The sequence below is a fragment of the Pseudoduganella sp. GW821-FHT12E03 genome (assembly GCF_058807115.1).
Map to the genome: position 1 here is coordinate 946,406 of NZ_JBXAQJ010000001.1, position 26,495 is coordinate 972,900.

General features: G+C 62.8%; 24 protein-coding genes. 12 read left to right on the forward strand and 12 right to left on the reverse strand.

Annotated features, from left to right (window positions below; translation table 11 throughout):
* Position 1: 1 nt before the first annotated feature.
* Positions 2-1,642 (reverse strand): FAD-binding oxidoreductase, encoded by a 1,641-nt coding sequence (locus AC1RRC_RS03685; protein ID WP_493053897.1) that lies wholly within the window; start codon positions 1,640-1,642, stop codon positions 2-4.
* Complete coding sequence (locus AC1RRC_RS03690; protein ID WP_493053898.1) at positions 1,639-2,379, reverse strand: N-acyl amino acid synthase FeeM domain-containing protein; 741 nt, start codon at positions 2,377-2,379, stop codon at positions 1,639-1,641. Before AC1RRC_RS03690 ends, AC1RRC_RS03685 begins: the two co-directional genes overlap by 4 nt.
* Positions 2,380-2,604: 225 nt before the next feature.
* Between AC1RRC_RS03690 and AC1RRC_RS03695 the strand changes: the two genes are divergently transcribed.
* The 4 genes from AC1RRC_RS03695 (at position 2,605) to AC1RRC_RS03710 (ending at position 7,124) form a co-directional block, all read left to right on the forward strand.
* Entirely contained in the window at positions 2,605-3,519 is a 915-nt protein-coding gene (locus tag AC1RRC_RS03695) for an EDSAP-1 family PEP-CTERM protein (protein ID WP_493053899.1), read from the forward strand.
* A gap of 133 nt (positions 3,520-3,652) precedes the next feature.
* The gene (locus AC1RRC_RS03700) at positions 3,653-5,230 is read left to right on the forward strand and encodes an XrtA system polysaccharide chain length determinant (protein ID WP_493053900.1); all 1,578 of its coding nucleotides are present in this window, start codon (positions 3,653-3,655) and stop codon (positions 5,228-5,230) included.
* A gap of 16 nt (positions 5,231-5,246) precedes the next feature.
* Positions 5,247-5,951 (forward strand): XrtA-associated tyrosine autokinase, encoded by a 705-nt coding sequence (locus AC1RRC_RS03705; RefSeq protein WP_493053901.1) that lies wholly within the window; start codon positions 5,247-5,249, stop codon positions 5,949-5,951.
* 30 nt (positions 5,952-5,981) lie between these two features.
* Positions 5,982-7,124: a glycosyltransferase gene (locus AC1RRC_RS03710; protein WP_493053902.1), complete on the forward strand. Its 1,143-nt coding sequence runs from the start codon at positions 5,982-5,984 to the stop codon at positions 7,122-7,124.
* 91 nt (positions 7,125-7,215) lie between these two features.
* On the opposite strand, the gene prsR is transcribed toward AC1RRC_RS03710, so the two are convergent.
* Positions 7,216-8,562 carry a PEP-CTERM-box response regulator transcription factor gene (gene prsR, locus AC1RRC_RS03715; protein ID WP_493053947.1) on the reverse strand — a complete coding sequence of 449 codons (1,347 nt, stop codon included), beginning with the start codon at positions 8,560-8,562 and terminating at the stop codon, positions 7,216-7,218.
* A gap of 201 nt (positions 8,563-8,763) precedes the next feature.
* Between prsR and nadB the strand changes: the two genes are divergently transcribed.
* A complete protein-coding gene (gene nadB, locus AC1RRC_RS03720) occupies positions 8,764-10,377 on the forward strand; it encodes an L-aspartate oxidase (RefSeq protein WP_493053903.1) in 1,614 nt (537 codons plus the stop codon).
* A gap of 143 nt (positions 10,378-10,520) precedes the next feature.
* Here nadB and AC1RRC_RS03725 read toward each other — a convergent pair whose 3' ends face one another.
* From AC1RRC_RS03725 to AC1RRC_RS03735, 3 genes are all read right to left on the reverse strand, one after another.
* The gene (locus AC1RRC_RS03725; RefSeq protein ID WP_493053904.1) at positions 10,521-11,303 is read right to left on the reverse strand and encodes a substrate-binding periplasmic protein; all 783 of its coding nucleotides are present in this window, start codon (positions 11,301-11,303) and stop codon (positions 10,521-10,523) included.
* Positions 11,284-12,033 carry a substrate-binding periplasmic protein gene (locus AC1RRC_RS03730; RefSeq protein ID WP_493053905.1) on the reverse strand — a complete coding sequence of 250 codons (750 nt, stop codon included), beginning with the start codon at positions 12,031-12,033 and terminating at the stop codon, positions 11,284-11,286. The genes AC1RRC_RS03725 and AC1RRC_RS03730 overlap by 20 nt, the downstream gene beginning before the upstream one ends.
* Positions 12,034-12,120: 87 nt before the next feature.
* Complete coding sequence (locus AC1RRC_RS03735) at positions 12,121-14,208, reverse strand: 3-hydroxyacyl-CoA dehydrogenase NAD-binding domain-containing protein (RefSeq protein WP_493053906.1); 2,088 nt, start codon at positions 14,206-14,208, stop codon at positions 12,121-12,123.
* A 126-nt stretch (positions 14,209-14,334) separates the two neighbouring features.
* Here AC1RRC_RS03735 and AC1RRC_RS03740 point away from each other — a divergent pair, with 126 nt between their 5' ends.
* Complete coding sequence (locus AC1RRC_RS03740; protein WP_493053907.1) at positions 14,335-14,844, forward strand: chemotaxis protein CheD; 510 nt, start codon at positions 14,335-14,337, stop codon at positions 14,842-14,844.
* 5 nt (positions 14,845-14,849) lie between these two features.
* On the opposite strand, the gene AC1RRC_RS03745 is transcribed toward AC1RRC_RS03740, so the two are convergent.
* The 6 genes from AC1RRC_RS03745 to AC1RRC_RS03770 form a co-directional block, all read right to left on the reverse strand.
* Positions 14,850-15,545, reverse strand: a complete 696-nt coding sequence (locus AC1RRC_RS03745; RefSeq protein WP_493053908.1) for an ABC transporter ATP-binding protein — start codon at positions 15,543-15,545, stop codon at positions 14,850-14,852.
* On the reverse strand, positions 15,545-16,312 hold the full coding sequence (locus AC1RRC_RS03750) for an ABC transporter ATP-binding protein (protein WP_493053909.1): 768 nt from the start codon (positions 16,310-16,312) through the stop codon (positions 15,545-15,547). Before AC1RRC_RS03750 ends, AC1RRC_RS03745 begins: the two co-directional genes overlap by 1 nt.
* Complete coding sequence (locus tag AC1RRC_RS03755; protein WP_493053910.1) at positions 16,309-17,613, reverse strand: branched-chain amino acid ABC transporter permease; 1,305 nt, start codon at positions 17,611-17,613, stop codon at positions 16,309-16,311. The genes AC1RRC_RS03750 and AC1RRC_RS03755 overlap by 4 nt, the downstream gene beginning before the upstream one ends.
* Before the next feature lie 35 nt (positions 17,614-17,648).
* Positions 17,649-18,590, reverse strand: a complete 942-nt coding sequence (locus tag AC1RRC_RS03760) for a branched-chain amino acid ABC transporter permease (RefSeq protein ID WP_493053911.1) — start codon at positions 18,588-18,590, stop codon at positions 17,649-17,651.
* Positions 18,591-18,716: 126 nt separating this feature from the next.
* Positions 18,717-19,952, reverse strand: coding sequence for a branched-chain amino acid ABC transporter substrate-binding protein (locus AC1RRC_RS03765; RefSeq protein WP_493053912.1), 1,236 nt, complete (start codon positions 19,950-19,952; stop codon positions 18,717-18,719).
* Between the two features lie 77 nt (positions 19,953-20,029).
* Complete coding sequence (locus tag AC1RRC_RS03770) at positions 20,030-21,670, reverse strand: 3-(methylthio)propionyl-CoA ligase (protein ID WP_493053913.1); 1,641 nt, start codon at positions 21,668-21,670, stop codon at positions 20,030-20,032.
* Between the two features lie 188 nt (positions 21,671-21,858).
* Between AC1RRC_RS03770 and AC1RRC_RS03775 the strand changes: the two genes are divergently transcribed.
* The 6 genes from AC1RRC_RS03775 (at position 21,859) to AC1RRC_RS03800 (ending at position 26,403) form a co-directional block, all read left to right on the forward strand.
* The gene (locus tag AC1RRC_RS03775; RefSeq protein WP_493053948.1) at positions 21,859-23,367 is read left to right on the forward strand and encodes a protein adenylyltransferase SelO; all 1,509 of its coding nucleotides are present in this window, start codon (positions 21,859-21,861) and stop codon (positions 23,365-23,367) included.
* Positions 23,368-23,382: 15 nt separating this feature from the next.
* Positions 23,383-23,781, forward strand: coding sequence for a peptide-methionine (R)-S-oxide reductase MsrB (msrB, locus tag AC1RRC_RS03780; RefSeq protein WP_493053914.1), 399 nt, complete (start codon positions 23,383-23,385; stop codon positions 23,779-23,781).
* Positions 23,782-23,794: 13 nt separating this feature from the next.
* A complete protein-coding gene (locus AC1RRC_RS03785; RefSeq protein WP_493053915.1) occupies positions 23,795-24,430 on the forward strand; it encodes a septation protein A in 636 nt (211 codons plus the stop codon).
* On the forward strand, positions 24,430-24,699 hold the full coding sequence (locus AC1RRC_RS03790) for a BolA family protein (protein ID WP_493053916.1): 270 nt from the start codon (positions 24,430-24,432) through the stop codon (positions 24,697-24,699). Before AC1RRC_RS03785 ends, AC1RRC_RS03790 begins: the two co-directional genes overlap by 1 nt.
* Before the next feature lie 90 nt (positions 24,700-24,789).
* The gene (locus tag AC1RRC_RS03795; protein WP_493053917.1) at positions 24,790-25,569 is read left to right on the forward strand and encodes a peptidylprolyl isomerase; all 780 of its coding nucleotides are present in this window, start codon (positions 24,790-24,792) and stop codon (positions 25,567-25,569) included.
* 66 nt (positions 25,570-25,635) lie between these two features.
* On the forward strand, positions 25,636-26,403 hold the full coding sequence (locus tag AC1RRC_RS03800) for a peptidylprolyl isomerase (RefSeq protein WP_493053918.1): 768 nt from the start codon (positions 25,636-25,638) through the stop codon (positions 26,401-26,403).
* The last annotated feature ends 92 nt before the right edge of the window (positions 26,404-26,495 follow it).

Genomic DNA, 26,495 nt, shown 5'->3' on the forward strand with positions numbered 1-26,495 from the left:
CCTATGGCGGCCGCACAGCACCGGGCGGCGGCAGATAGCGGCCCGGCGCAATGAGATTATCCGGGTCCAGCGCGGCCTTGATACGGCGCACGGTGCGCCAATAGCCATCACCGGCCGGATCCAGCGCCGCCATCGACTGCAATCCGACCCGGTATGGCAAATACCCCGCCGCCATCAAGGCGTCGAACAGCGCATGGTAGCAAGCCTGGGCATCGACGCATTCCTGCGCATTGTCCTTGTCATAGGCCACCGTCAGTACGCCGCCCAGCGCGCGCTCGGTGATCATGCTGAAGGTGGCAAACAAGTCAAAGCCATGGCGGACGAACAGCGGTTCGGCCAGCGCCATGACCGCTTGCAAGTCCGCGCCCCGCATCGGCAGCACCGGCGACAGCCACAGCAAACCGCAATTGTCGCGCGCGGGATCGGCGCCGACGGGAAAGTCGGGCGGCAAGCCGCCCTGGCGCCGCCAATAGGCGCCGGCAAGGAAACGACCGTCCGGCACACCCCGGTTCATATTGAACAGCGAACGCCCCAGCGCCACGCGGCCCGCCAGCTTGCGGCCGGCCGGCGTCGCCCCCAGCAGGCGCGCCGCCGCGCCGGCCAGCGCCAGCCGCCGTTCGTCGATGAAGCGCGGCGCCAGTCGCAACGGCGCCAGCGCCTGGCGCAGCGCATGGCGCGCCGCCGCCACCTGGCGTGCGCTGCCATACAGTGCGCCGGACACCGTCCACGCAGGAATACCGGCCGCGTGGCAGAGCGACGCGCGCACGTCCGACGGCAATGGCCGAGTGGCGATGTCGCGCGGATATGTCATGCCGCCCGACAGCACCCGCAAGTCATTGCCAATATGGATCACCGAACGCAGCGTGCCATCCATGCGCAGCGGGCGCAGCGCATCGACCACCACCGCCGCCCCGTCATGGCGCGGCACACTGCACAGGAAGTGCGCCAGCGCCGCGGACTGCGGCATCAGCCACAAACCAAGACTGGTGACAATGCCCAGCCCGGACTGGGTGAACAAGCCGTCAATCCACGGCCCCAGCCCATACGGGAATGCACGGGCGGCGCGCGCATGCGGGTAATGCGTGTAGCCGGTCGCGGCAATGTCGCCGTCCGCCAGCACCACTTCCATGCCGCACACTTGCTGCACCCGGTTGCCATACGGCGAGTGGCCGAAACCGCGCTCCAGGATATTGCCCACCAGGCTGGTATCGGGGCCGGCCCCGGTGCAATCGAGCCAGTACGGCAAGCCTTGCGCGGCAAGGAACTGCGACAACTGGCCCTGGGTGACACCGGGTTCGATCACCACATAGCCCAGTTCCGCATTGGCTTCGAGAATGCGGCGCATGCCGGATAAATCGACGATCACCTGGCCGGGCAACACCGCGCACGCATCGCCATATCCCCAGTTGCGGCCGGTACTGACCGGATACAGCGCGGTGCGGTGCCTTGTGGCGATGCGGACCGTGTCCACCACCTGGGCGCGGCTTTGCGGCAGCACCACCGCGGCCGGCCGCGCTGGCCACGATGCGGTGCTGCTGGCGTACGCGTCCAGGGTGGCGGAATCCGATCGCACTTGCGTCTCACCCAGCAGCGCGCGCCACTGCGCCAGCGCCTCCGCCAACCGGCCGGCAGCCGTACTCATCCCTGCCCCCGCATCAGCCGCGCGGTGATTCCCGCCTCGTCGCTGGCCGGGAAGAAATACGGATAAAAGGAACGTTCATCGCCATGCTTTTCCATCAGGCCGCCATAACGCTGGATTTGATCGCCCATATGGTCCAGGTCCAGCCGCAACAGCACGGCAGGCGCCCCCACCCGTGAACAGTTGCGCTGCGTGCCGCAAGGGCTGAAGCCCAGCATGCGGCGGTAAAACATCACGTGGCGCGGATTGACTTCGATCACATAATCCGTATGGCCGTGGATGTGGCGCGCATACAGGTAAGAGATGTGGATCAGGCCGGCAAAGACGCGCCGCGACGCGCCCTTGTCGATCGCCAGCCGCGATGGTTCACACAGCCGCCGGCCCTGGCCACGCAAGTGGTCCAGTTCGTGCCGGAAATTTTCGTCGGCGGGCAATCCCAGCACCGGATCATCCAGGCACAGCGACATGGTGCCCACCGTCGCGCCGCCGGCTTCCGCGTACAGCGTAATGCGGTTGGGGCCATGCACCGCGTGCGGATCCACGTCATAGCCGCGCCAGCCATACATTTTTTTCAGCAACACACTGGCCGCCTCCCGTTCCCGGCGTGAATTCGCCAGGCGCAAATGAAATACCTGGCGGTCGATTTCATGGTCTTCCGCCGGGTCGTGGGCGGCCTCGCCGATGACCATCTCGCGCATGCCGGGGCTGTCTTCAAAAGAAATAATCGTGTCGTTGTCCACAGTACCTCCCTTTGGTTTTGGGCACTTGGACCGGCCTCCGGCAAAAAAGTTCCCGCCGCCGGCACGATAGGCGCGGCAGTGTCGCCTTTCTTCACAATCCACCGCACCCGCCGCGCAGCGCAGCGCCAAGCCACTGTTTTACAGGCCTTTTCAACGCAGGCACGGATGCTGCTGTACAGGGATAACCGCAAGCCATGCGGCCAACCATGAAAGGAACAGCACACCATGAAAACCACGAAACTCTTGCTGGCGGCGGCCGCCGCCCTCGCCGTGGCCGGTCCTGCCAGCGCCTCGACCTTTGCTTCCGCCATCCTGGACATCACGGATTTCAAATTGCTGCATGCATCCGGCGCCGATTACGCTGTCGGCAATTTTGCCAATCTGGCCGGCACCAATGACGCCCACGCCACCGCGCAATTGAACGGCGTATTCGCCAACGCCGCCGACTCCCGTTCCATCCTGGCCGCCGTGCCGCCCAACGTCGCTCAGCAATGCCTGGGCGCCTGCATGCCGATCGCGGCCGACACCTTTACGCCGATTGCCGGTCTGCCCCCCATCATCAGCACCTATGGCCACGCGGACCAAAAACTGACCGGCTCATCCATCATGATCGGCGCCACGCCGGCCGGCGCCCACGCCTCGACGCGGGCTGACGCATCCACCGCGGTCAATGCGGTGGCGTCCGGCAATTCCGACGTCGGCACCTCGACCACCTTCCGCTTTGTGATGGGGACGTCCGACACCATGACCGTCTCATTCATGGGCAATCCCTACACGCGGGCGCTGGTCACGCCCGGCTCGGGTCCGGTCTCCAACGCCAATGCCCGGCTGTCCTGGTCGATCAATATTCTCAACGTCACCACCGGCGCCACTGAACTGGCCTATGCGCCGAATGCGCTGAACGCCGGCAGTATCCGCAGCGCCACCCACGCGGCGCCGGCCGACCTGATCTATGCCCCGGGCGCCAGCGCGTTTTCCGCCACCACCGGCATGCTGATGGCCGGCAATGAATACCAGATCACCATCAACCACAACTCACTGGCCAACACCCTGCAGGCCGTACCTGAACCCGCCTCGTTGGCATTGCTGGCAACGGGCTTGCTGGGCATGGGATTCCTGGGCCGCCGGCGCCGCGGCTGAGCGCTGCGTTCCCCCCTGGAGTTGCCTTGATGCCGCTCAATCCCCGTGGAAACTCGGGCCGGGCGGCACGGCGCCCTTCCTATAATCGATCCACAGGCCGCCACGGGCGCTGCCCATCTTGCTGGGACGATTTATGGAAGAGTTAATACAGCAACTGCAGACCGCCGCCCACTGTGTCTGGAAGTACCGCTGGCTCACCACCGCGGTTGCTTGGCTTTGCGCCCTGGCCGGCTGGACCGGCGTCGCCATGCTCCCGAATGCTTACCAAACCTCGGCCCGCGTGTTTGTCGACACGCAAGGCATCTTGAAACCATTGTTGTCCGGCATGACCAGTGTTCCCAACGTCGAACAGCAAGTGGCGATCATGAGCCGCACGTTGCTCAGCCGTCCCAACATCGAGCGCGTCATGCGCATGGTGGACCTGGACGTGCGGCAGACCACGGCGCGCGATCATGAAATCCGGATGGAAGAATTGTTGAGCCGCATCCGCATCGCGGGGACCGGCAGTTACGACATATACACCATCACCTACATCGACCGCGATCCGCGCCTGGTGCGCGATGTCGTCCAGTCGCTGCTGGCGATCTTCGTGGAAGGAAGTTTCAGGGGAAAAAAAGGGGAATCGGAAAAAGCCGTGCAATTCATCGATGAGCAGATCAGCACCTACGAAGCCAAATTGCAGGCGGCCGAGGAGTCCGTCAAAGACTTCAAACTGCGGCATAACGCGCTGTTGCCGCGCCCAGGCCAGGACTATGGCGCGCAAGTACAACAATCGGCCGATGCCCTCAATACCGCGCGCCTGGAATTGCTGGAAGCGGAACAGGCGCGCGATGCGATCCGCCAGCAAGTGCCGGCCATGGCGTTGCATGCGGCAGCGCCCGTGGCACGGCCCGCCGGAGGGCCGCCGGCCATCGATGAAGCCGAACTTGAGGTGCGCATTGCCGCGATCTACAAGACGCTCGACGCACTGCAGTTGCAGTACACCGAACAGCATCCCGATGTCATTGCCGCGCGCCGCCTGCTGGCGCAACTGGAACAGCGCAGGGCGGACCACGCACTGGAACCGCCGCCCACCGACGATCCGGGCCGCCGCTACAGTCCCATGCTGCAGCAAATCAAGGTGGCGCTGACGGACGCGGATGCGAAGGCCGCCGCCTTGCGGGCCCGTGTCCGGGAACTGACCGTGCGCCACACGCGCCTGGAAGGCCAGAGCAAGGCTGTCCCGGAACTGGAATCGCAACTGGCGCAATTGAACCGCGACTACCAGATCAACAAGGAAAACTACGAAAAGCTCATCAGCAAGCGCGAAGCGGCCAAATTATCCGGCAACCTCAGTTCAACGCAAGAAATGATGAACTTCCGCATTATCGACCCACCCACCCTGCCGGCGCGCCCGGTCAGCCCGAATCGCCTCCTGCTCAACAGTGGCGTGCTGGCGCTGGCGCTGGCCGCCGGCCTGCTTGCCGCGCTGGCGGCCAGCCGCAGCCGGCCGAATTTCGACAGCTTGCGTGAATTACGCAATTTCAGCCACCTGCAGGTGATCGGCATGATCGCCATGCACTGGACACCCGCCCAGCTGCAAATGCGCCAGCGCAGCCGGGCCGGATTTGCGGCGTTGCTCGGTGGCTTGTTGCTGTCCTATGGCGCGTTGATGGCGTACACCGTCGCCAGCAATGGTATGGCGGGCGTCACTGGATGGCCCGCGCGCTGACCGGAAGGTACTTATCATGCGCATCGGCAACTTCCCCCGCCCGGCCCCGGCCAACGCCACGGTTCCGACCGTGCCGGTCCATGCCGTGGTGGCGGAAGAATTCAGGATCATCAAACGTCCCTTGCTCAGGAAGCTGCGGGATGGCGATGGCGCCCGGTGCAACCTGATTGCCGTCACCAGTGCCGCGCATGGCGAGGGAAAGAGCTTTTGCGCACTGAACCTCGCGCTGAGCATGGCCATGGAACGGGATACCACCGTCTTGCTGGTCGATGCCCACATGGCCTCGCCTTCACTGCCGGCCATGCTGGGCATACCGGATGGGCCGGGCATGATGGAACTGTTGATGGATGACACGCTCAACGCCGCCGACGTGATTGTCCGATCGAGCCTGCCGACCTTGAGCGTCCTTCCCGCTGGCAAGACCCACCACCATGCCGCCGAGCTGCTGGCCAGCCGCGACATGGAACGGTTACTGGCCGAACTGGCCTCGCGCTATGCGGACCGCATCATCCTCTTCGACACCGCGCCCTTGCTGGTGACGACGCAAGCCAGTGTGCTGGCGGCGCAAATGGGCCAGGTGGTGCTGGTCGTCGATGCCGAAACCACCACCCATGCGGCGCTGGCCGAAGCGCTGCGCCACCTCGAGCCCTGTCCGCATATCCACCTGGTTTATAACAAGGCCCGTGTCAAGCCGGCACTGCCGGCTTCCCGCACGCGGTAACTCCTACCGTAACCGCAAGGAGCAGATGCGATGGCAATGCCCACCACCACCACGCCACTTGCCCGTCAGGCGGACTCAGCCTGCGTCCCCCTGGTTGTCCATATCACCGATACGCTCGACAGCGGCGCCGATGAAAGCCTGCTATGCCTGCTGCATCAAATGCCGCCCGGGCGCTACCGCCATCTCATCATCGGCTGGCGCCATGGGGCGATGTGGGAGTTGCGCCATAGCGGCCACGTGGCCCAAGTCGTGCAGGTGCCCGCCTCAAGCCGTGACATGGCGCCGGACAGCGGCGCCCGGCTGGTCTGGCTGTTCCAGCGCTTGCGTCATTTGCGTCCGGCACTGATCCATACCCGCAGCACAGCGCTGCAATGGCTGGCAGCGGCGGCCGGTGTCCCGGTCCGCTTGCATGGCGCCAGCGCCAGCGGACACGCGCCATCCCGCCACGGCTTGCGCAGCTGGCTGCGCAAGCTGCTGTCGCCGGCCATGCCGCCGCTTGCCCATCTGGCGGTCGATTGCGCGCAATTCCACCCCCGGCTGAGTCCAGCGGCCGCATTGGGCCCGGCCGGATTCCTGTGCGACGGCGCATGTGTGATCGGCAGCGCCGGGCCGATGGATCGCGCCCATGGGCATGTGCGGCTGGTGCAGGCATTCCTGCAGTTGCTGGCGGACCATGGCACGGCCGTGCCGTTGCGGCTGCTGATCATCGGCGACGGTCCCGAACGCGCGGTCTGTAAAGATTTGCTGGCGGCGGCCGGCGCCAGTCACCTGGCCTGGCTGCCCGGCCAGCGCGACGACCTCGCCCGCCTGATGCGTATCATGGATGTCTATGCGGCCCCGGAGTGCGCGCCGGATTCGGGCCTGCACCTGCTGCAGGCGATGGCCAGCGGCTTGCCGGTGGTCGCCTGCCAGGGCGGCGCGCACAGCCGGCTGGTGCAAACCGGCTGGAGCGGTGCGCTGGTACCGCACGGCGACGCCGCCATGCTGGCCGATTCCCTGGCCGATTACGCCAGGGTCGCGGGACTGGCGCGGCGCCATGGTTTGCGCGGCAGGCGCCAGGTGTTAAGCCATCACAGCCTGGCAACCGTGGCGCAGCACTACACGCAGCTGTATGACAGCCTGATACCGCGCCCGGAACCTGCCACATGGGAACACTGGGCACGGCTTAAATAGCCGGGCCCGGCCTAAAAACCAGCCGATGGGCCAGCCTGGCGAAACAAGCGCCCATCCCCCGGCCGGCATCGCACGATGCCGGCCATGATGTTCACCGTATGCCGTGATGGCTCATCAAGTCGTACAGCGTGGGCCGGCTAACGCCCAGCAATTCCGCCGCACGCAGGATATTGCCGTCCACCCGGCCCAGGGCCTTGACCATCACGCGGTATTCGGCCGCATCGCGCGCCTGGCGCAAATTGATATTGTCGTCCACCTCGGTGCCAGCTTCCGGCAAACCCAGGTCTTCCAGCAGGATCACCGGTCCTTCGGCCATGATGACGGCGCGCCGGATGCAATTTTCCAGTTCCCGCACATTACCGGGCCACGGGTGCGCTTCGATGGCGGCCAGCGCTTGCGGATGGAATTGCAAATGGCGCCGGGCACTCGCGCAGCAGCGGTTTTTCACATGGTGCGCCAGCAACAGCGCATCGCCGCAGCGATCGCGCAGCGGCGGGATCGCCAGCACGATTTCACTGAGGCGGTAATACAAATCTTCGCGGAACGCGCCCTGCGCGACTTGCGCCTGCAAATTGTGGTGGGTGGCGCAGACCACCCGCACGTCGACCGGGATTTCATGCCGCCCGCCGACCCGCTCAATCACCCGTTCCTGCAGGAAGCGCAGCAATTTGCCCTGCAGCGCCACCGCCATATCGCCGATTTCGTCGAGAAAGAAAGTGCCGCCGTGGGCCAGTTCGATCTTGCCCTGCATTTGGCGGGCGGCGCCGGTAAACGCGCCTTTTTCATGGCCGAATAATTCGCTTTCCAGTAATTGCTCGGGAATCGCGGCGCAATTAATCGCAACGAAGGCGCGGCGCCGGCGCGGACTGAGCTGGTGTATACCCCGCGCCAGCACTTCCTTGCCGCAGCCCGATTCACCCAGCAACATCACACTGGCCGATGTCGGCGCGACCTTTTCCACGTCGCGGCACAGCTTGAGCATGCCGGCATCGCGCGAGATCAGGCCGGCCAGCGGAGAATCCTGCTCGATCTGCAGCATGCGCTTGTGTTCCACCTGCACCGCATGCAGGAAAAACGCCCGTTGCACCATCAGTTGCAACACATCGAGTTCCACCGGCTTTTGCTGGAAGTCGTAAGCCCCCATGGCGATGGCTTTCAAGACGTTGGCGCGGTCCTGGTTGCCGGACAGGATAATGACTTTGGTTTCCGGCGCCGCCGCCAGCATGTCCGCCAACAGCGCCAACCCCACCGTGGCGCTGTCGGGCTCCGGCGGCAGTCCCAGGTCCATGGTGACAACGGCTGGCTGGTGGCGCCGCAAATGCGCCATCGCCTGTTCCGGATTGCCAGCCACCAGCACGTCATAATCGTCCAGGCCCCACCGCAGCTGGCGCTGCAAACCCGGATCGTCTTCCACTAAAAGCAGTTTTTTCCTGGTCATCATTTGCCTCCCAACGGTGGATGCACCACCGGCTTAACGGTGGCTTAGCCATCATCCGCCCGGCGCGTGGCGCAGTTTTGCGCCGCCGCAAACCAGCCTGCGGCGCGCCGTGCGCCGGCCGAAAATGACCGTTCCATGACAGGGAAGCGGCAAATCGCTTATAGTCTTACTTCTCTCGAGCAAACTTGACGATTTAATTCAATGAAATTCGATGTCGCTATCGTCGGCAGCGGGCTGGCCGGCTTGTCGGTGGCCTTGCACCTGGCGGAAACCCGCAAAGTCGCAATCATTTCCAAACGCCAGTTACTGGATGGCGCCAGCAATTGGGCCCAGGGTGGCATTGCCGCCGTGCTCGACTCCGGCGACAGCCATGACCAGCACATCACCGATACGCTGGTGGCGGGCGGCGGCCTGTGCGACGAAGCGGCGACCCGCTTTATCGTGGAAAACGGCCGCGCGGCGATTGAATGGCTGATCGAACAAGGGGTGCCGTTCACCCGCGACGACAGTGCGGAAATGGGTTTCCACCTGACCCGCGAAGGGGGCCACAGTCAGCGCCGGATCATACACGCGGCCGACGCCACCGGCCACGCCGTGCAAGTGACCCTGGAACAGAAAGTGCGCGCGCATCCGAACATCAGCCTGTTCGAACACCATTGCGCCATCGATTTGATTACCTCCGACAAGCTGGGCCCGAAATCGGCGCCGCACAGCGCGCAGCCGCATTGCCATGGCTTGTATGTCCAGGATGTGAATACCGGCGACGTGCACACGGTGGCCGCCGAGCATACCGTGATGGCGACCGGCGGCGCCGGCAAGGTCTACCTGTACACCACCAATCCGGACACCGCCAGTGGCGACGGCATCGCCATGGCGTGGCGCGCCGGCTGCCGCGTGGCCAACATGGAATTCATCCAGTTCCATCCGACCTGCCTGTACCACCCTTACGCGAAATCGTTCCTGATCACGGAAGCCATCCGTGGCGAAGGCGGCTTGCTGAAATTGCCGCCGGAAGCCGGCGCCGCCGCCGGCAGCCGCTTCATGCTGGCGCACGATGAGCGCGCCGAACTGGCGCCGCGCGATGTGGTGGCGCGCGCGATCGACTTTGAAATCAAGAAGCGCGGCCTGGATTATGTCCACCTCGACATCAGCCACAAGCCAGCCGAGTGGCTGATGGAACATTTCCCGACGATTTATGCGCGCTGCCTGGAGCTGGGCATCGACATCACGAAGGAACCAATTCCCATCGTGCCGGCGGCGCACTATACGTGCGGCGGTGTGGTGACGGATTTGTCCGGCCGCACCGACTTGCCGGGCCTGTATGCCGTCGGCGAAACCGCCTACACCGGCCTGCATGGGGCCAACCGCCTGGCTTCGAATTCGCTGCTGGAATGTGTCGTGATCGGCCGCGCGTGCGCGCAGGACATCGAAGCCAAGGAACGCACCGGTACGCCCTACCTGCCGGACTGGGATGAAAGCCGTGTCACGGATGCCGATGAAGAAGTGGTGATTTCCCATAACTGGGATGAATTGCGCCGCTCGATGTGGAATTACGTCGGCATCGTGCGCACCACGAAACGCCTGGAACGGGCGCAGCACCGGATTGCGCTGCTGAAAGAGGAAATCGACGAGTATTACCGCAATTTCCGCATCACCAGCGATTTGCTGGAATTGCGCAACCTGGTGGACGTCGCCAGCCTGATCGTCAACAGTGCCTTGCAGCGCCGTGAAAGCCGCGGCCTGCACTTCAGCCGCGATTATCCCGAGACCCTGCCGAAGGCATTGCCGAGCGTACTGACGCCGGACCGCCGCTGAGGCCACACCAGGATTGTGCCGGGACAGCCCTCAGGGCTGGTTAGGGCTGGTTTTAGGGCCGGTTTTAGGGCTGGTTGGGGTCTGGTTTTCGGGCCGGATTCAGGGCTGAACCACGGCTGAATCATGGCTGAACCGCAGCTGAATCATGGCTGATCAAGGCCATGGCGCAGCAACAGCTTGCGCCATTCGCCGCTGTCGACCAGGCGCTGGAATTGCGTGTCGAAGCCGCGCCGCAATCCATCGTGGCTGCCGCCCGGCGGGAAGGCAAAATATGCATCCTGCACGTCGATCGGCGGAGGCAAACCGGCCACCACGCCCACCAATCCCAGGCGGCTCAGCACCATTTCCGTATCGCGCCGGGTGCTGGCAAACAGTTGTACGTGGCGGTGCGCCACCATGCGCAGGCCGCTTTCCACGCTGTTGGTCACGCTGATCCGCAATGCCGGCCGCGCCTGGTCAAACGCCGCGCCATACACCCAGCCGTTCAGGACCGCGACCCGCTGGTTCGCCAGCGCGGCATAGTCGCCCTGCCACGTGGCCGCACGATCGGTGCGCGCATAAAATACCAGGCGGTCCTGGAAAAACGGCAACCGTGAAAAGGCCATGACACGCTGGCGCTCCGCTGTCCGGTAGGGCGCCGCCAGGATATCGGCCTGGCCATTGGCGACCAAGGCCTGGGCCCGCGCCCATGGATACAATTCAAAGCGGACCGTGTGTCCCAGTTCGTGCGCAATCTGGCGCACGATTTCCGGCCCGATGCCGACGATCACGCCTTCCGCATCGCGCTCATAGACTTTTTCAAAATGCGTGCTAACCACCAGCAATTCGCGCGCCCACAGCCATCCCGGACCGCACAGGGCGCACGCCAGTGCGCACCAGCGCAGCAGGCCGGCCAGGCGAACGCGGCTACGGGACGATGACTTCATGGCGCTGCCCCAGTTTCCGCAACTCGCCACTGTCGGCCATGCGCTGGAACGCGGCATCGAAGTCGCGCCGCAAGGCGTCGAACTGGGGCTCGCGCGGGAAGGCAAAATAGCCTTCCTGCACATCGATCACCTTGGGCAGCATGGCGATCTGGCCCGCCAATCCCAGCCGGCCCAGCACGGGTTCCGTGTTGCGGCGGTTGCTGGCGAACAGGTTGACGTGCTGGTGCACCAGCATTTTCAAGCCGCTGTCCACGCTGTTGGCCACGCTTAGCCGCAACTGCGGCCGCGCCTGGTCAAAGGCGTTGCCATAGGCCCAGCCATTGAGCACGACAATGCGCTGCTCGCCCAGGGTCGCCAAATCGCCGTTCCAACTGGCATTGGCGTCGGCGCGCGCATAAAACACCATCTGGTCCTGGTAAAACGGCAGCCGCGAAAACGCCATGGTTTGCAGCCGTTCCGGGGTTTTATAGGGGCCGATGAGGATATCGGCCTTGCCCTGGGCGATCAGGGCCTGGGCGCGCGCCCAGGGATACAGTTCGAAGCGCACGGTATGGCCCGTGCGCTGGGCCAGGGCCCGCACAATTTCCGGGCCCAGCCCAATGATTTCGCCTTCCTGGCCGCGCTCGAACACCCGTTCGAAATGCGCGCCGATTGCCAGCAATTCGCGCGCCGACGCCAACGGCGTGGCGCCCAGCGCCGCGACCAGCATGGTTGCCAACAGCTTCCGCATAAGCTCCTCCCAGTGGCCCCATCATAACATCGGGGCCCGGGAAGGCAATCGGCGCGTGGCGCGGCCGCCGCACCACGCCAGCGCTTGTCAGCCGTTGAAGCCCTTGCCTTCCGCCGCCAGCTTCACCAGCAGCGGGGCCGGTTTCCAGGCGTCGCCGTGGCGTCCGCCCGCCATGCGCTCCATCGCCGCCAAGACGTTCGGCAAGCCCACCGTGTCGGCATAGAACATCGGGCCGCCGCGGTGCAGCGGGAAGCCGTAGCCGGTCAGGTACACCATGTCGATATCGGACGCGCGCAGAGCAATGCCCTCTTCCAGGATCAGCGCCCCTTCATTGACCAGCGCATACACCAGGCGCTCGACGATTTCCTGGTCGCTGATCTTGCGGCGTTCAATGCCGAGATCGGCCGAATGCTGGACGATCATCGCGTTCACCGCCTCATTCGGGTAAGCCTTGCGGTCGCCCGCCTTGTAGTCATACCAGCCGGCGCCGGTTTTCTGGCCAAAGCGGCCCATCTCGCACAGCAAGTCCGCGGTTTTCGAATACGTGATTTCCGGCGATTCCACGTAGCGGCGCTTGCGGATGTACCAGCCGATATCGTTGCCGGCCAAATCGCCCATGCGGAACGGACCCATGGCAAAGCCGAATTTCTCCACCGCCTTGTCCACCTGTTCCGGCAGGCAGCCTTCCTCCAGCAGGAACCCGGCCTGGCGGCTGTATTGTTCGATCATGCGGTTGCCGATAAAGCCGTCGCACACGCCCGACACCACCCCGGTCTTTTTCAGCTTTTTCGACAGCGCCAGCGCGGTCGCCAGCACATCCTTGCCGGTCTTCGCGCCACGCACGATTTCCAGCAGCTTCATCACATTGGCGGGGCTGAAGAAGTGGGTGCCGATCACATCCTGCGGGCGGCTGGTGAACGCGGCGATCTGGTCCACGTCCAGGGTCGACGTGTTCGACGCCAGGATCGCGCCCTGCTTCATGACTTCATCGAGTTTGGTGAACACGGCCTGTTTGACGCCCATGTCTTCGAACACCGCTTCGACGACGATATCGGCATCGGCAATCTCGGCATAGTCCAGCGAACCGGTGATCAGCGCCACGCGCTGTTCAAACTTCTGCTGCGTCAGCTTGCCTTTTTTCAGGGTGTTTTCGTAATTCTTCCGGATCGTCGCCAGGCCCTTGTCCAGCGCCTCGGCTTTCATTTCCAGGATCGTGACGGGAATGCCCGCATTGGCGAAGTTCATGGCAATGCCACCGCCCATGGTGCCGGCGCCGATCACGGCGGCTTTGGCAATGGTGCGCACCGGCGTGTCGGCGTCCAGGTCCGGCACTTTGCTGGTCATGCGTTCGCTGAAGAAGGCGTGACGCAGGGACTTCGATTCATTGGTCTGCATCAGCGCAATGAAACGCTCGCGCTCGAACGCCAGGCCATCGTCGAATTTCCTGGTCACCGACGCCGCCACGGTTTCCACGCATTCCAGTGGCGCCGGGAACGGGCCGGCCATGGCCTTCACGGTATTGCGGGAAAACTGCAGGAAGGCTTCATGGTTCGGGTAATCGACATTGCGGTCGCGCACTTTCGGCAGCGGCCGGACCGCGGCGACTTTTTCAGCGAACGCAATCGCCTGTTCCAGCAGGGGCGCGTCAAGCCCGAACACCGCGTCGAACAAGCCGCTGCCGGCGAGTTTTTCCGACAGCACCGGGGCGCCGGACACGATCATGTTCAGCGCCGCTTCCAGCCCCAGCACGCGCGGCAGGCGCTGCGTGCCGCCGGCGCCCGGCAACAGGCCCAGCTTGACTTCCGGCAGCGCGATTTGCGCACCCGGCATCGCCACCCGGTAATTGCAGCCCAGCGCCAGTTCCAGGCCGCCGCCCATGGCGACCGTATGGATCGCCGCCACCACCGGCTTGGTCGATTCTTCCACGGTGCGGATCAGCGAGTGCAGCGACGGTTCCGCCAGCGCTTTCGGCGAATTGAATTCGCGGATATCGGCGCCGCCGGAAAACGCCTTGCCGGCGCCGGTAATGATGATGGCGCTGACGCTGTCATCGGCCAGCGCGCGGCGCATGCCCTGCACGGCGGCAGTACGGGTTTCCAGCCCCAGGCCATTGACGGGCGGGTTGTTCAGCGAAATGACGGCTACGGTGCCGTGCACGTGGTAATCGGCGCTCATGTCTCTTCCTTATTGTGTGAACAGGTCGGCAAAACCAAACTATAACGCAAAAACGAACGGTCGTATTATTTTTTTCTCGGTCATGCTGTGGTACTGTGCGGAGAGGCGATATCGCGGAGGAACAGGATGGCTGGCGACAGGATTATTCAGCACGTCAACATGGGTCAATTGCTGACCGGCAGGGGCAATACCCGCCTGGTGGCGGTGCTGGGATCGTGCGTCGGACTCGCCTTCCTGTGGCCCAATGGCAATCGCTGCGCCCTCGCCCATTGCGTGCTGCCGCATGCGCCGCCGGAGGAAGGCGGCATGGGGGCGCGCTATGTGACCCAGGCCGTGCCCTCGCTGCTGACCGCCATGGGGGTCACCATGGCCGACCGGCAAGACGTCGACGTGGTGCTGGCCGGCGGCGCCAGCATGTTCGGTCCCGGCAGCGCGCTGTTGCAGGTGGGCCGCCAAAATATCGTCGCGGCCCTGTCGACCTTGCAGCAATTCGGCTTGCGCGTGGCGTGCAGCGACCTGGGCGGCTTTGCGGGACGGCAATTGATCGTCGATTGCGGCATGTACACCTGCTTCGTGAAACCCATCATCGCGCCCGCCTCGGAAGCGCCGGCGCCGCCCCAACTGTTGCGGCGCTGACGCCCTCATACCTCGAGCCATTCCTTGCGGACCGCCGCATCGGCGCGCAACTGTTCCGGGGTTCCTTCGAACACCATCGTCCCGTGGCCCATCACGTACACGCGCTGGGCAATATCGAGGGCAATCGCGAGTTTTTGTTCGACCAGCAGCACGGAAATGCCCTTGTCGCGCAGCGCCTGCAAATAATCAGCAACTTGCGCAACGATCTTCGGCGCCAGTCCCTCGGTCGGTTCATCGATCATGATCAAGTCCGGGTCGCCCATCAGGGTGCGGCACAGGGTCAGCATTTGCTGCTCGCCGCCGGACAACACGCCGGCCGCCACCGCGCGCCGCTCTTCCAGCCGGGGAAACATGCGGTACATGTCCGCCAGGGTCCAGCGCGGCGCGCCTGCCCCTTTTTTTTCACCCAGCAACAGGTTTTGTTCCACCGTCAGGGTGGGAAACACGTCGCGGCTTTCCGGCACATAGCCCAGTCCCTTGCGCGCCACCTGGTACGCTTTCAAGCCCAGGATTTCCTCATTGCGGAACCGGACGCTGCCCTGCGCCTGGACCTGGCCCATGGCGGCTTTCACCAGGGTGGAGCGGCCGGCGCCATTGCGCCCCAGCAGGCTGACAATTTCACCGGGCCGCACTTGCAGGTCGACCCCATGCAGCACATGGCTTTTGCCGTAATACGCTTGTAAACCACGGATGTCCAACATCAGGCCACCTCCCCATGTGCGTCACCCAGGTAGGCCGCCTGCACCTCCGGGTTGGAGCGGATGCGCTGCGGCGTATCGCAGGCGATGACTTCCCCGTACACCAGTACCGCAATGCGGTCGGCCAGCCCGAAGACCACGCCCATGTCATGTTCCACCATTAACAGTGTTTTCCCCACGGTGACCTTTCGGATCAATTCCACCGCCGCATCCGATTCCGAGCGGCTCATGCCGGCGGTCGGCTCGTCCAGCAAGATCACGTCGGCCCCGCCGGCGATCGTGATGCCGATTTCCAGCGCGCGCTGTTCGGCATAGGTCAACACCCCGGCCAAGGTGTGCCGCTGGCGCTGCAAGCCGATCAATTCCATGACTTCCTCGGCCCGCGCATGGGCGTCGCGCAACCCGGACAACAGGCGCCAGAACGCATAGCGGTAGCCCAGGTGCCACAGGACGGCGCAGCGCAGGTTTTCATAGACCGACAAATTCGTGAACAGGTTGCTGATCTGGAAGCTGCGCGCCAGTCCAAGCCGGTTGACCTGGTACGGCTTGCTGCCGGCAATGTCGCGGCCATTGAGCAAGATGCCGCCCGAGGTCGGGGCAAAGCGCCCGGACACCAGGTTGAACAAGGTGGATTTGCCCGCGCCATTGGGCCCGATCACGGCCAGCCGTTCGCCTTTCTCCACCTGCAATTGCGCGCCACGGATGATTTCCGACTTGCCGAACTGCTTGCGGACGTCCCGCAGTTCCAGCGCATAGGGATGGTTATTCATGCGTTCCTCCGTATCATGTCGGCAATCACGGCGCCCGCCGCATCCCACGCTTGCGCAAACCCCGGCCGCGCCAGGCGCCAACCGGTCATGCCAACCGCCAGCAGCGCGCCGGCCAGCAGCCATGGCCCCGCAGCGTGGGTATCGACCAGCACGCCAAACAGTTTTTTCTCCGGGCCGTTGATGGCGTCCTGCGTCACGTGGTACGTCATTTCAATCGCCAGCACCAGCCCGGCAACGCCGACCAGCACCGCCGCCGACAGCCGCGCCAGCGGCGCCGCGATGCGCCCGAATTGCCCGAATTTGGCGGTACGCAGCAACAGCATCAGCAGCGAGCCCAGGCCGCCCGGCGCGAAGCGCACCAGCACCACGAAGAACAGGCCGAGGTACAGTTGCCAGGCCGCCGTATAGTCCGGCAACAGCACGGAAAACAGGATGCCCACCACGCCGCCCAGCAGCGGGCCGAAGAAGAAGCCGATGCCGCCAATAAAGGTGAACAACAGGATCGCGCCGGACCGCACCGCGCTGACATTTTCCGCGCTGACGATCTCAAAATTGATGGCCGACAGGCCGCCCGAGACGCCGGCAAAGAACGACGACAGCACCACCACCAGGTAGCGCACCCAGCGCGTGTCGTAGCCGATGAATTCCACCCGTTCCGGATTGTCGCGCACCGCGTTGATGATGCGGCCCAGCGGCGTATGCGTGTAGGCATACGCCGCGGCGGTGCAGATAAACAGCCAGCCCGCGATCAGGTAATACACTTGCAGTTGCGGGCCATAGGTAATGCCGAACACTTGCCCGCCATAGACCCGGTTGGTGGTGATGCCGCCTTCGCCGCCAAAGAAACCGGGAAACATCAGCGCGCTGGCAAACACCAGCTCCACCAGCCCCAGCGTAATCATGGCAAAGGTGGTGCCGGCCTTGCGCGTGGTGACATAGCCGAACAGCACGCCAAAGCCCATCCCGGCCACGCCGCCGGCCAGCGGGATGAGCGTCACCGGCACGCTGGCCTGGTTCATTGCGTGGGCGGCAAAGAAGGCGCCCAGCCCGGCATAGACGGCATGGCCGAACGACAGCATGCCGCCCTGTCCCAGCAACATGTTGTAGGACAGCCCGAACAGCATGACCGTCCCCATTTGCGACAGCATGGTCAGTCCGCTGCCCTTGTTGAACACCATCGGCGCGGCCAGCAGCACCAGCGCATAGGCGCCCCACAACAGCCAGCGCCCCAGGTTCAGCGGAGTGTAGGTGAGTGACTGTGCCACGGGATGGGCCACGGAATTCGGCAATGTATTCGTCATAACGTTCGCCATTGAGTTCGCCATTGAGTTCGGATTCATTCGCGCGTCCCCAGCAAGCCCCGGGGCCGGAAGATCAGCATCAGCACCAGCAAGACATACGGCAAGATGGCCGCCGTCTGCGCGATGGTGATGTTGAGCAGCGCGTGATGTTGTCCGGCGCCGCCCGCCATCCCCAGCACCGCCAGCAAGCCGCCCAGTGTGTGGTCCAGCGCCACGGCGGCGGTCTGCATCACCCCGATCAGCAGCGACGCGATGAACGCGCCGGCCAGCGACCCCATGCCGCCCACCACCACCACCACGAAAATGATGCTGCCAACCGTGGCCGCCATGGCCGGCTCGGTGACGAACACCTGGCCGCCTATGACGCCCGCCAGCCCGGCCAGCGCGCTGCCGCCGCCAAACACCCACATGAAGATGCGCGGCACGTTATGGCCCAGCGCCTCTGCCGCTTCCGGGTGGGTCAGCGCGGCCTGGATCACCAGCCCGATACGGGTCCGCGTCAGCAACAGCCAGGTGCCGCCCAGCATGGCCAGTGCGACGGCCATCATGAAGGCGCGGTACTTGGGGAAACTGGTGGAAAACAACGTGAACAGCGGCCCGTCCAGCGCGGCCGGCAGCGGATAGCGCAGCGCCGTGCGGCCCCACACCAGTTGCACCAGTTCCACCGCCAGGTACGACAAGCCAAAGGTAAACAGCAGTTCCGGGATGTGGCCATACTTGTGCAGGGGCCGCAAGCCATAGCGCTCCACCAGCGCGCCCAACAGTCCCACCGCCAGCGGCGCCAGCACCAGCGCGGGCCAGAAACCGATGCGGCTGGCAATGGTGTAGGCGATGTAGGCGCCCAGCATATAAAAAGACGCGTGCGCAAAGTTCAGCACGCCCATCATGCTGAAAATCAGGGTCAGGCCCGATGACAGCATGAACAGCAGCAAGCCATAGCTGATGCCGTTCAACAGCGTAAACAGTGTGAATTCCATGAAAAACCCAAGCGTGAGAAGGGGCGCCGTCCCCCTGTGCGGCGGGGACGGTGGACCGTGGGTCGAAGGGACGGCGCGGCGGCCGGTTGATCGTACCGGCATCACCGCGCCAGCACTATCGGGGTATCAGGCGCCGGGCCGCTTCATCTGGCACGAGGTCGGCTGGCCCGCCACATAGGCATCGATCTTCTTGTCCATGCGCCAGCCATAACCCGTGTTTTCCTGGTCGTACTTGATGTCCTTGCCATTGGTCTTGGTCCAGGTGCCGATGTACAGGTTTTGCTGCAGTTGGTGGTCGGACTTTTGCATCATGACCTGGCCGTTCAGGGAGGCGGTTTTCATGCCTTCCAGCGCAAACGCCACCTTGACCGGATCGGCGGTCTTCGCGGTTTTCACGGCCTGGGACAGCATGGCGATGATCGAATGGGTTTGCGCCGCATAAAAGTCATCGTTGTACTTGGCCTTGAACGCGTCCACCACCTCCTTGCCGCTGAGCGATTCGTTGTTCGCCAGCCAGTTGCCGATGATTTTCGTGCGCTCGGCGCCGGCCGCGCCCATCGCGGTCGGCACCCCGGTCGTGATGCCGTAATAGGTATAGAAATTCGCCTTGAGGTCCGCATCCTTGGCGGCGCGGATCAGCAGCGCCAGGTCCGCGCCCCAGTTACCGGTAATCACACTGTCGGCGCCGGACGCCTTGATCTTGGCGATATAGGGCGAAAAGTCCTTGACCTGCGCGATCGGGTGCAGATCGTCGCCGGCGATTTTCACGTCGGGCCGCTTGCGCGCCAGGTATTCCTTGGCGGCGCGGCTGACGGCACGGCCAAACGCATAATCCTGGCCGATAATGTAGACCGACTTGATGCCCTTGTCCGGCGCCATGAAGCTGGTCAGCGCTTCCATCTTCATGTCGGAATTCGCATCGAAGCGGAAGTGCCAGAAGCTGCACTTGGCGTTGGTCATGTCCGGATCGACGGCGGCGTAATTGAGATAAATGATTTCCTTGCCGGGATTGCGGTCATTGTGCTTGTTGATCGCGTCCAGCAGCGCCAGCCCGACGCCGGAGCCATTCCCCTGGGTGATATAGCGGTAGCCCTGGTCGATCACGGTTTTCAGCTGAGTCAGCGCTTCCTGCGGACTGCCCTTGTTGTCAAAGCCGGTGACTTCGATGGTATTGCCATCGCCGGCCCACTTGCCCTTGTTGGCCATGTCGGCGATGAGCTGGAAACTCTTCAGCTGGTTTTGTCCGACCGGCGCAAACGGGCCGGACAGCGGGTCGATGAAAGCGATTTTGACTGTTTCCGCGCTGGCGGCGGCGCCAAACAGGGCAAAACCGGCTGCAACTGCAAGGGTGCTGCGTTTCATGTCTCCTCCTTGATTGTATTGTCCGCACCGGCTTGGACGCCGGTGCGGTGGATCACCGTCCTGCTACACCATCCCACTTAAACCGTCGGCAGCTTGTAGTCCTTATAAAGGTCGCGCAATTTGTTTTTCTGGACTTTCCCGGTGCCGCCCAACGGCAGCGCATCCGTGAACACCACATCGTCGGGCAGCCACCACTTGGCAACCTTGCCCTCGTAGAAGCCCAGCAGTTCGTCGCGCGTCACCGCCATGCCCGGGCGGGTCACCACCACCAGCAGCGGCCGTTCATCCCACTTGGGATGGTGCACGCCGATGCAGGCGGCCTGCATCACGGCCGGGTGCGAGACCGCGACGTTTTCCAGGTCGATGGTGCCGATCCATTCGCCGCCGGACTTGATGACATCCTTGCTGCGGTCCGTGATCTGCATGTAGCCGTCGGCGTCGATGGTGGCCACATCGCCGGTCGGGAACCAGCCGTCCCGCAGCGGATCGCCGCCCTCGCCCTTGAAGTAGCCGCTGACGATCCACGGCCCCTTGACCAGCAGGTGGCCATACGAGACGCCATCCCACGGCAATTCCTTGCCATCGTCGTCGACGATCTTCATGTCGACGCCGTACACCGCGTGGCCCTGCTTTTGCAGGATGCGGCGCTGTTCGTCCTGCGGCAACGCCAGGTGCTTGGCCTGCAGGGTGCAGGCGGTGCCCAGCGGCGACATTTCCGTCATGCCCCAGGCATGGATGACTTCCACGTTGAAGGTGTCGAGCAGGGTATTCATCATGGCCGGCGGACAGGCGGAACCGCCAATCACGGTGCGGCGGAAGCTCGAGAACGTCAAGCCGTTTTGCAGCGCGTGGTTGATCAGGCCCAGCCACACGGTCGGCACCCCGGCGGAAAACGTCACCTGCTCGCTCTCGAACAATTCATACAGCGACTTGCCGTCCAGCGCCGCGCCCGGGAACACCAGCTTGGCGCCGTTCAGCGGCACCGAGTACGGCAAGCCCCAGGCGTTGACGTGGAACATCGGCACCACGGGCAGCACGGTATCGCGCGCCGACACGTTCAGCGCCGACGGCATGGCCGACGCGTACGCATGCAGCACCGTGGAACGGTGCGAATACAGCGCGCCCTTGGGGTTGCCGGTGGTGCCGGACGTGTAGCACAGCGTGCTGGCGGCGTTTTCATCGAATTGCGGCCACTGGTAGTCGTCGCTGTGCGCGTCGATCAAGTCTTCGTAGCTGCGCAGGTCCGGGATTTTCGTTTCCGCCGGCAACCGGTCGCGGCCCGCCATCAGCACATAGCTGCGGATGGTTTTGCAGTGCGGGGCAATGGCTTCCACCAGCGGCAAAAACGTCAGGTCGAACAGCAGCACCTGGTCTTCGGCGTGATTGGCGATGTACGCGATCTGTTCAGGATGCAGACGGGGATTGATGGTGTGCAGGACGGCGCCGGAACCGGACACCGCGTAATACGCTTCCAGGTGGCGGTAGCCATTCCAGGCCAGGGTGGCGACCCGGTCGCCCATTTGCACACCGAGCGCCTGCAGCGCATTGGCCAGGCGCTTGGCGCGCTGGTGGCACTCACGGTATGTATAGCGGTGCAAGTCGCCTTCAACCCGGCGCGAAACAATTTCACTGTTGCCAAAATGCCGGGCCGCAAATTCGATAATGCTCGAGATTAGCAACGGCTGGTCCATCATCTGTCCCATCAGGGGTGGCGCCATCTTGTCTCCTTGTGTTTTTAGTAAAGTTATTTTCGAACGCGCGTACTATTTTCGTCAAACTCTTTTGATGCTGCGATGCACCAATTGTCCCTAAAATGACTAAAAACAAACAGTGGTTACTGGTTGTAACAGCAATAGTAATCCCGCTTCGGCCCCACCTAGAATCCGCCTAGGCTAAAATCAGACAAATCCTATTCGTACACTGCACTGGAATCGCCATTAAACAACTGTCCCTGCAGCACTCGTTCGCGAGCCTGCCCCCTGATTTTTACACCCGATTGATGCCGACCCCGCTGCCCCAGCCTTACCTGGTGGCCGCGTCAGACAGCGCCGCGGCGCTGATCGGCCTCGATGCCGCCGCGCTGGCCGAGCACAGTACGCTCGAGATCCTGGCCGGCAATGCCATTCCCGACCAGGCCCAACCGCTGTCCGCCGTGTATTCCGGCCACCAGTTCGGCGTCTGGGCCGGCCAGCTCGGCGATGGCCGCGCGATTTTGCTGGGCGAGGTGGCGACGCCGCAGGGCCCGATTGAAATGCAATTGAAAGGCGCGGGCCTGACGCCCTATTCCCGCATGGGCGATGGCCGCGCGGTGCTGCGCTCATCGATCCGTGAATTCCTGTGTTCGGAAGCCATGGCCGCACTGGGCATTCCGACCTCGCGCGCACTGGCGGTGGCCGGTTCCGACCAGGGCGTGGCGCGGGAAACCATGGAAACGTCGGCGGTGGTGCTGCGCATGGCGCCCACCTTCATCCGCTTCGGTTCCTTTGAGCACTGGTTTTACCGCAACCAGCCGGAACAGATCAAAACGCTGGCCGATTATGTGATCGACCGTTTTTATCCAGCCTTGCGCGACGCGGAGAACCCCTATGCGGCGCTGCTGGACACCGTGACACGCCGCACGGCCGAACTGATCGCGCACTGGCAAGCGGTCGGCTTCATGCATGGCGTGATGAACACCGACAACATGTCGATCCTCGGCGAGACCATTGATTACGGCCCGTTCGGCTTCATGGAAGCGTTCGACAGCAACCATATCTGCAACCACAGCGATCACCAGGGCCGCTATTCCTATGGCAACCAGCCGCAAATCGGCCACTGGAATTGCTATGCGCTGGGCCAGGCGCTGCTGCCGCTGATTGGCGACGTGGAAACCACGCAAGCCGCGCTGGACGTCTACCAGCCCGTGTTCGCGGCGAAAATCGATGCGCTGCTGCGCGCCAAGCTGGGCTTCGCCACCGCCGAAGACAGCGACCGCGACTTGTTTGACGCCATGTTCGGCCTGCTGCATGACAACCGCCCGGACTTCACGCAATTCTTCCGCCGCCTGGGCAATTTGCAGGTCGAGGCCGACACTACCCCGGAAGGCAACGCCCACCCGGATGCGCCGCTGCGCGATTTGTTCCTCGACCGCACGGCGTTTGACGGGTGGGCGCAGCGCTATCGCGCGCGCCTGCGGCAGGAGAACAGCATAGACTCGGTGCGCAAGGCCGCCATGGACGCGGTCAACCCGAAATACGTGCTGCGCAATTACCTGGCCCAGGTGGCCATTGAAAAAGCCCAGCAAAAAGACTTTACTGAAGTGGCGCGTTTGCTGACCGTGTTGCGGCGCCCATTCGACGAACAGCCGGAGCATGAAGCCTACGCGGCCCTGCCGCCGGACTGGGCATCCCATCTCGAAGTCAGCTGCTCGTCCTGAGCCGGAGGAACCATTATGAGTGACAAAGTTGTCAAAACAGACGCCGAATGGCGCGCCATGCTGGACCCGATGCAATACCAGGTCACGCGCCACGCGGCCACCGAACGCGCGTTTACCGGCCAATTCTGGGACCACCACGCGCACGGGATTTATACCTGCGTCTGCTGCAATACGCCGCTGTTCGCGTCGGACACCAAGTTCGATTCCGGCTGCGGCTGGCCCAGCTATTTTGAGGCACTGAATCCGGACAATGTGATCGAAGTTACCGACCGTTCCCATGGTATGCTGCGCACCGAAATCATTTGCGCCGTGTGTGACGCCCACCTCGGCCATGTTTTCCCGGACGGCCCGCCGCCGACCGGCCTGCGCTACTGCATCAATTCGGCGTCGCTGCGCTTTGAACCACAAGACTAATTAAAGAAGTTTCATGAAGAAAATACTGTTCGACTTTTTCCCGCTGCTGGTGTTTTTTGGCTGCTATAAATATGGCGGCATGCATCCCGACGCCACGGCGGCGCTGGTCAATGCCTACCTGTCCGGCGTGATGGCGGGCGGCACCGCCACGGCGGAACAAGCGCCGATGGTGCTGGCCACCATCGCCGGCATGCTGGCCAACGCCGCGCAAATCGTGTACCTGCTGGCGCGCGGCCGCAAAGTCGACTTCATGCTGTGGCTGTCGCTGTTCTTCTTTGTCGTGTTCGGTGGCCTGACCATTTACTTCCACAACGAAATCTTTATCAAGTGGAAGCCGACCCTGATTTACTGGTGTTTCGGCGTGGGCTTGCTTGGCGCGCGCTACCTGTTCAACCGCAATGCGATCCGCCAGACCATGGGCGCGCAACTGGAATTGCCGGACGACGTGTGGGAACGCCTGAACCTGATGTGGACCGCGTTCTTTATCAGCCTCGGTTTCATCAACCTGTTTGTCGCCTTCGTCCTGTTCAAAGGCGATACGCCGTCATGGGTCAGCTTCAAGGCCTTCGGCGCCACCGCCCTCACCTTTGTATTTATTGTTGGGCAGACTTTTTACCTGGCTAAATACATTAAGGATGAGGAGGCATAATGGATACCCGTATTGAACGCATCGAACAGCGCTTGCGCGCCGCGCTGGAACCATTGGAAATGACCCTGGAAGATGAATCCGCATTGCACGCCGGCCATGCCGGCGCGGCGTCCGGCGGCGGTCATTACCAACTGCGCATCGTTTCTGCCAAATTTGAAGGTTTGAAACTCGTCATGCGACATCGTCTCGTGTATGATTCCGTGCACGATATGATGCGTGGGGAAATCCACGCATTAGCCATTACCGCAGTGGCACCGTCCGAAGTATGAAACCATGCGGCGATTGGGATAGAACGAGTTTTGCGATCACCTTCCTCACCGCCGCTTTTTCAAGAACTTTATCCCTTAGGATTTGAAACAATGAATTTGAAGCCAGCCCGTTTGCTGATCGCACTTATCGCCGTAGTTGCGGCGCCTGCGTTTGCTCAAAATGTTGCGGTCGTCAATGGCAAAGCCATTCCGTCGGCGCGCCTGGATGCCATGGTCAAGCAAGTGGTCGCACAAGGCCGTGACCAGGATTCGCCTAAACTGCGCGATGCAATCAAGAAACAGTTGATCGGCCAGGAAGTGCTGGTTCAGGAAGCAACCAAGCAAGGTTACGACAAGAATGCTGAAGTCAAGGCTGCCCTGGAAGATGCCCGTCAGCAAATCCTCGTCAACGCGCTGGTGATGGACTATGTCAAGAAGCACCAGGTATCGGACGCTGAAATCAAGGCCGAATACGATGCGTTCGTGGCACAGAATGGTGGCAAGCAATACCACCTGCGTCATATCGTGACGGAAACCGCTGCGGAAGCGGATGCGGTTATCGCCAATCTGAAAGGCGGCGCCAAGTTTGAAGACCTGGCAAAAACCTCGAAAGACACCGGCACCGCGTCCAATGGCGGCGACCTGGACTGGGTTAATCCAAAATCGGTACCAAAACCATTCGCCGACGCGTTCGTTGGCTTGAATAAAGGCCAGGTCACCGAAAAAGCCGTGCAAACCCCGAATGGTTTCCACGTGATTAAAGTCGACGAAGTCCGCGACGCCACCCTGCCATCGCTGGAAGAATTGAAAGCGCAAGTGGGCAATGAAGTCGCACGCAAGAAAGTCATGGCTTACCAGGACGAACTGGTCAAGAAAGCCAAAGTTCAGTAATTGATATTGCCGTCATCAAGGCGCCCTGCGGGGCGCTTTTATATTGCCGATAATAGTGAGAGACAGATGAAACGTACCCTGATTACCCTGCTGGCCTTGGCCGCCGCGCCTGCAATGGCCCAAAACGTGGCCACCGTTAATGGCAAAGCCATTCCTTCCGCTAAACTCGAAGCCGCTGTCCAGCAATACACGGCGCAAAGCCGCCAGCCGGATTCGCCGGAATTGCGCGCCGCCATCAAAAAAGAATTGATCGCCCGCGAAGTATTGCTGCAGGAAGCCATGAAACAAGGCGTTGGCATGCGTCCTGAAGTACAAGGCGAACTGGATAAGGCCCGTACTCAAATCATGGTTAACATGATGATGCGTGATTTCCTGAAAAAGAATGCCGTGACCGACGCGGAAATCAAGAAGGAATATGACGCGGCCAAAGCACAGCAAAGTGGCAAGGAATACCGCGCCCGCCATATTCTGGTGGAAACTGAAAAAGAAGCCACCGACATTACCGCCAAGCTGAAAGGCGGCGCGAAATTCGAAGACTTGGCCAAAGGCACCAAAGATACCGGTTCCGCAGCCAATGGCGGCGACCTGGGCTGGTCCGCTCCTGGTTCGTATGTGCCGGAATTCTCGGCAGCCATGGTGGCATTGAAACCAGGTGAATTGACGGCCGCCCCAGTCAAATCGCAATTCGGTTATCACGTGATCCGCCTGGAAGAAGTGCGCGAAGCGCAATTCCCGCCGCTGGAAGAAGTCAAGGAACAAGTGGCGGAATCGGTGAAACAGCGCAAGCTGATCACCTTCCGCGATAACCTGATGAATAAGGCAGTCGTGAAGTAATTACGCCGGCTTTCAATGAAAAGCGCTTCTTCGGAAGCGCTTTTTTATTGCCGGTATATTCGTGGCGCAACCAACTCCCGCGCGTCTCATAC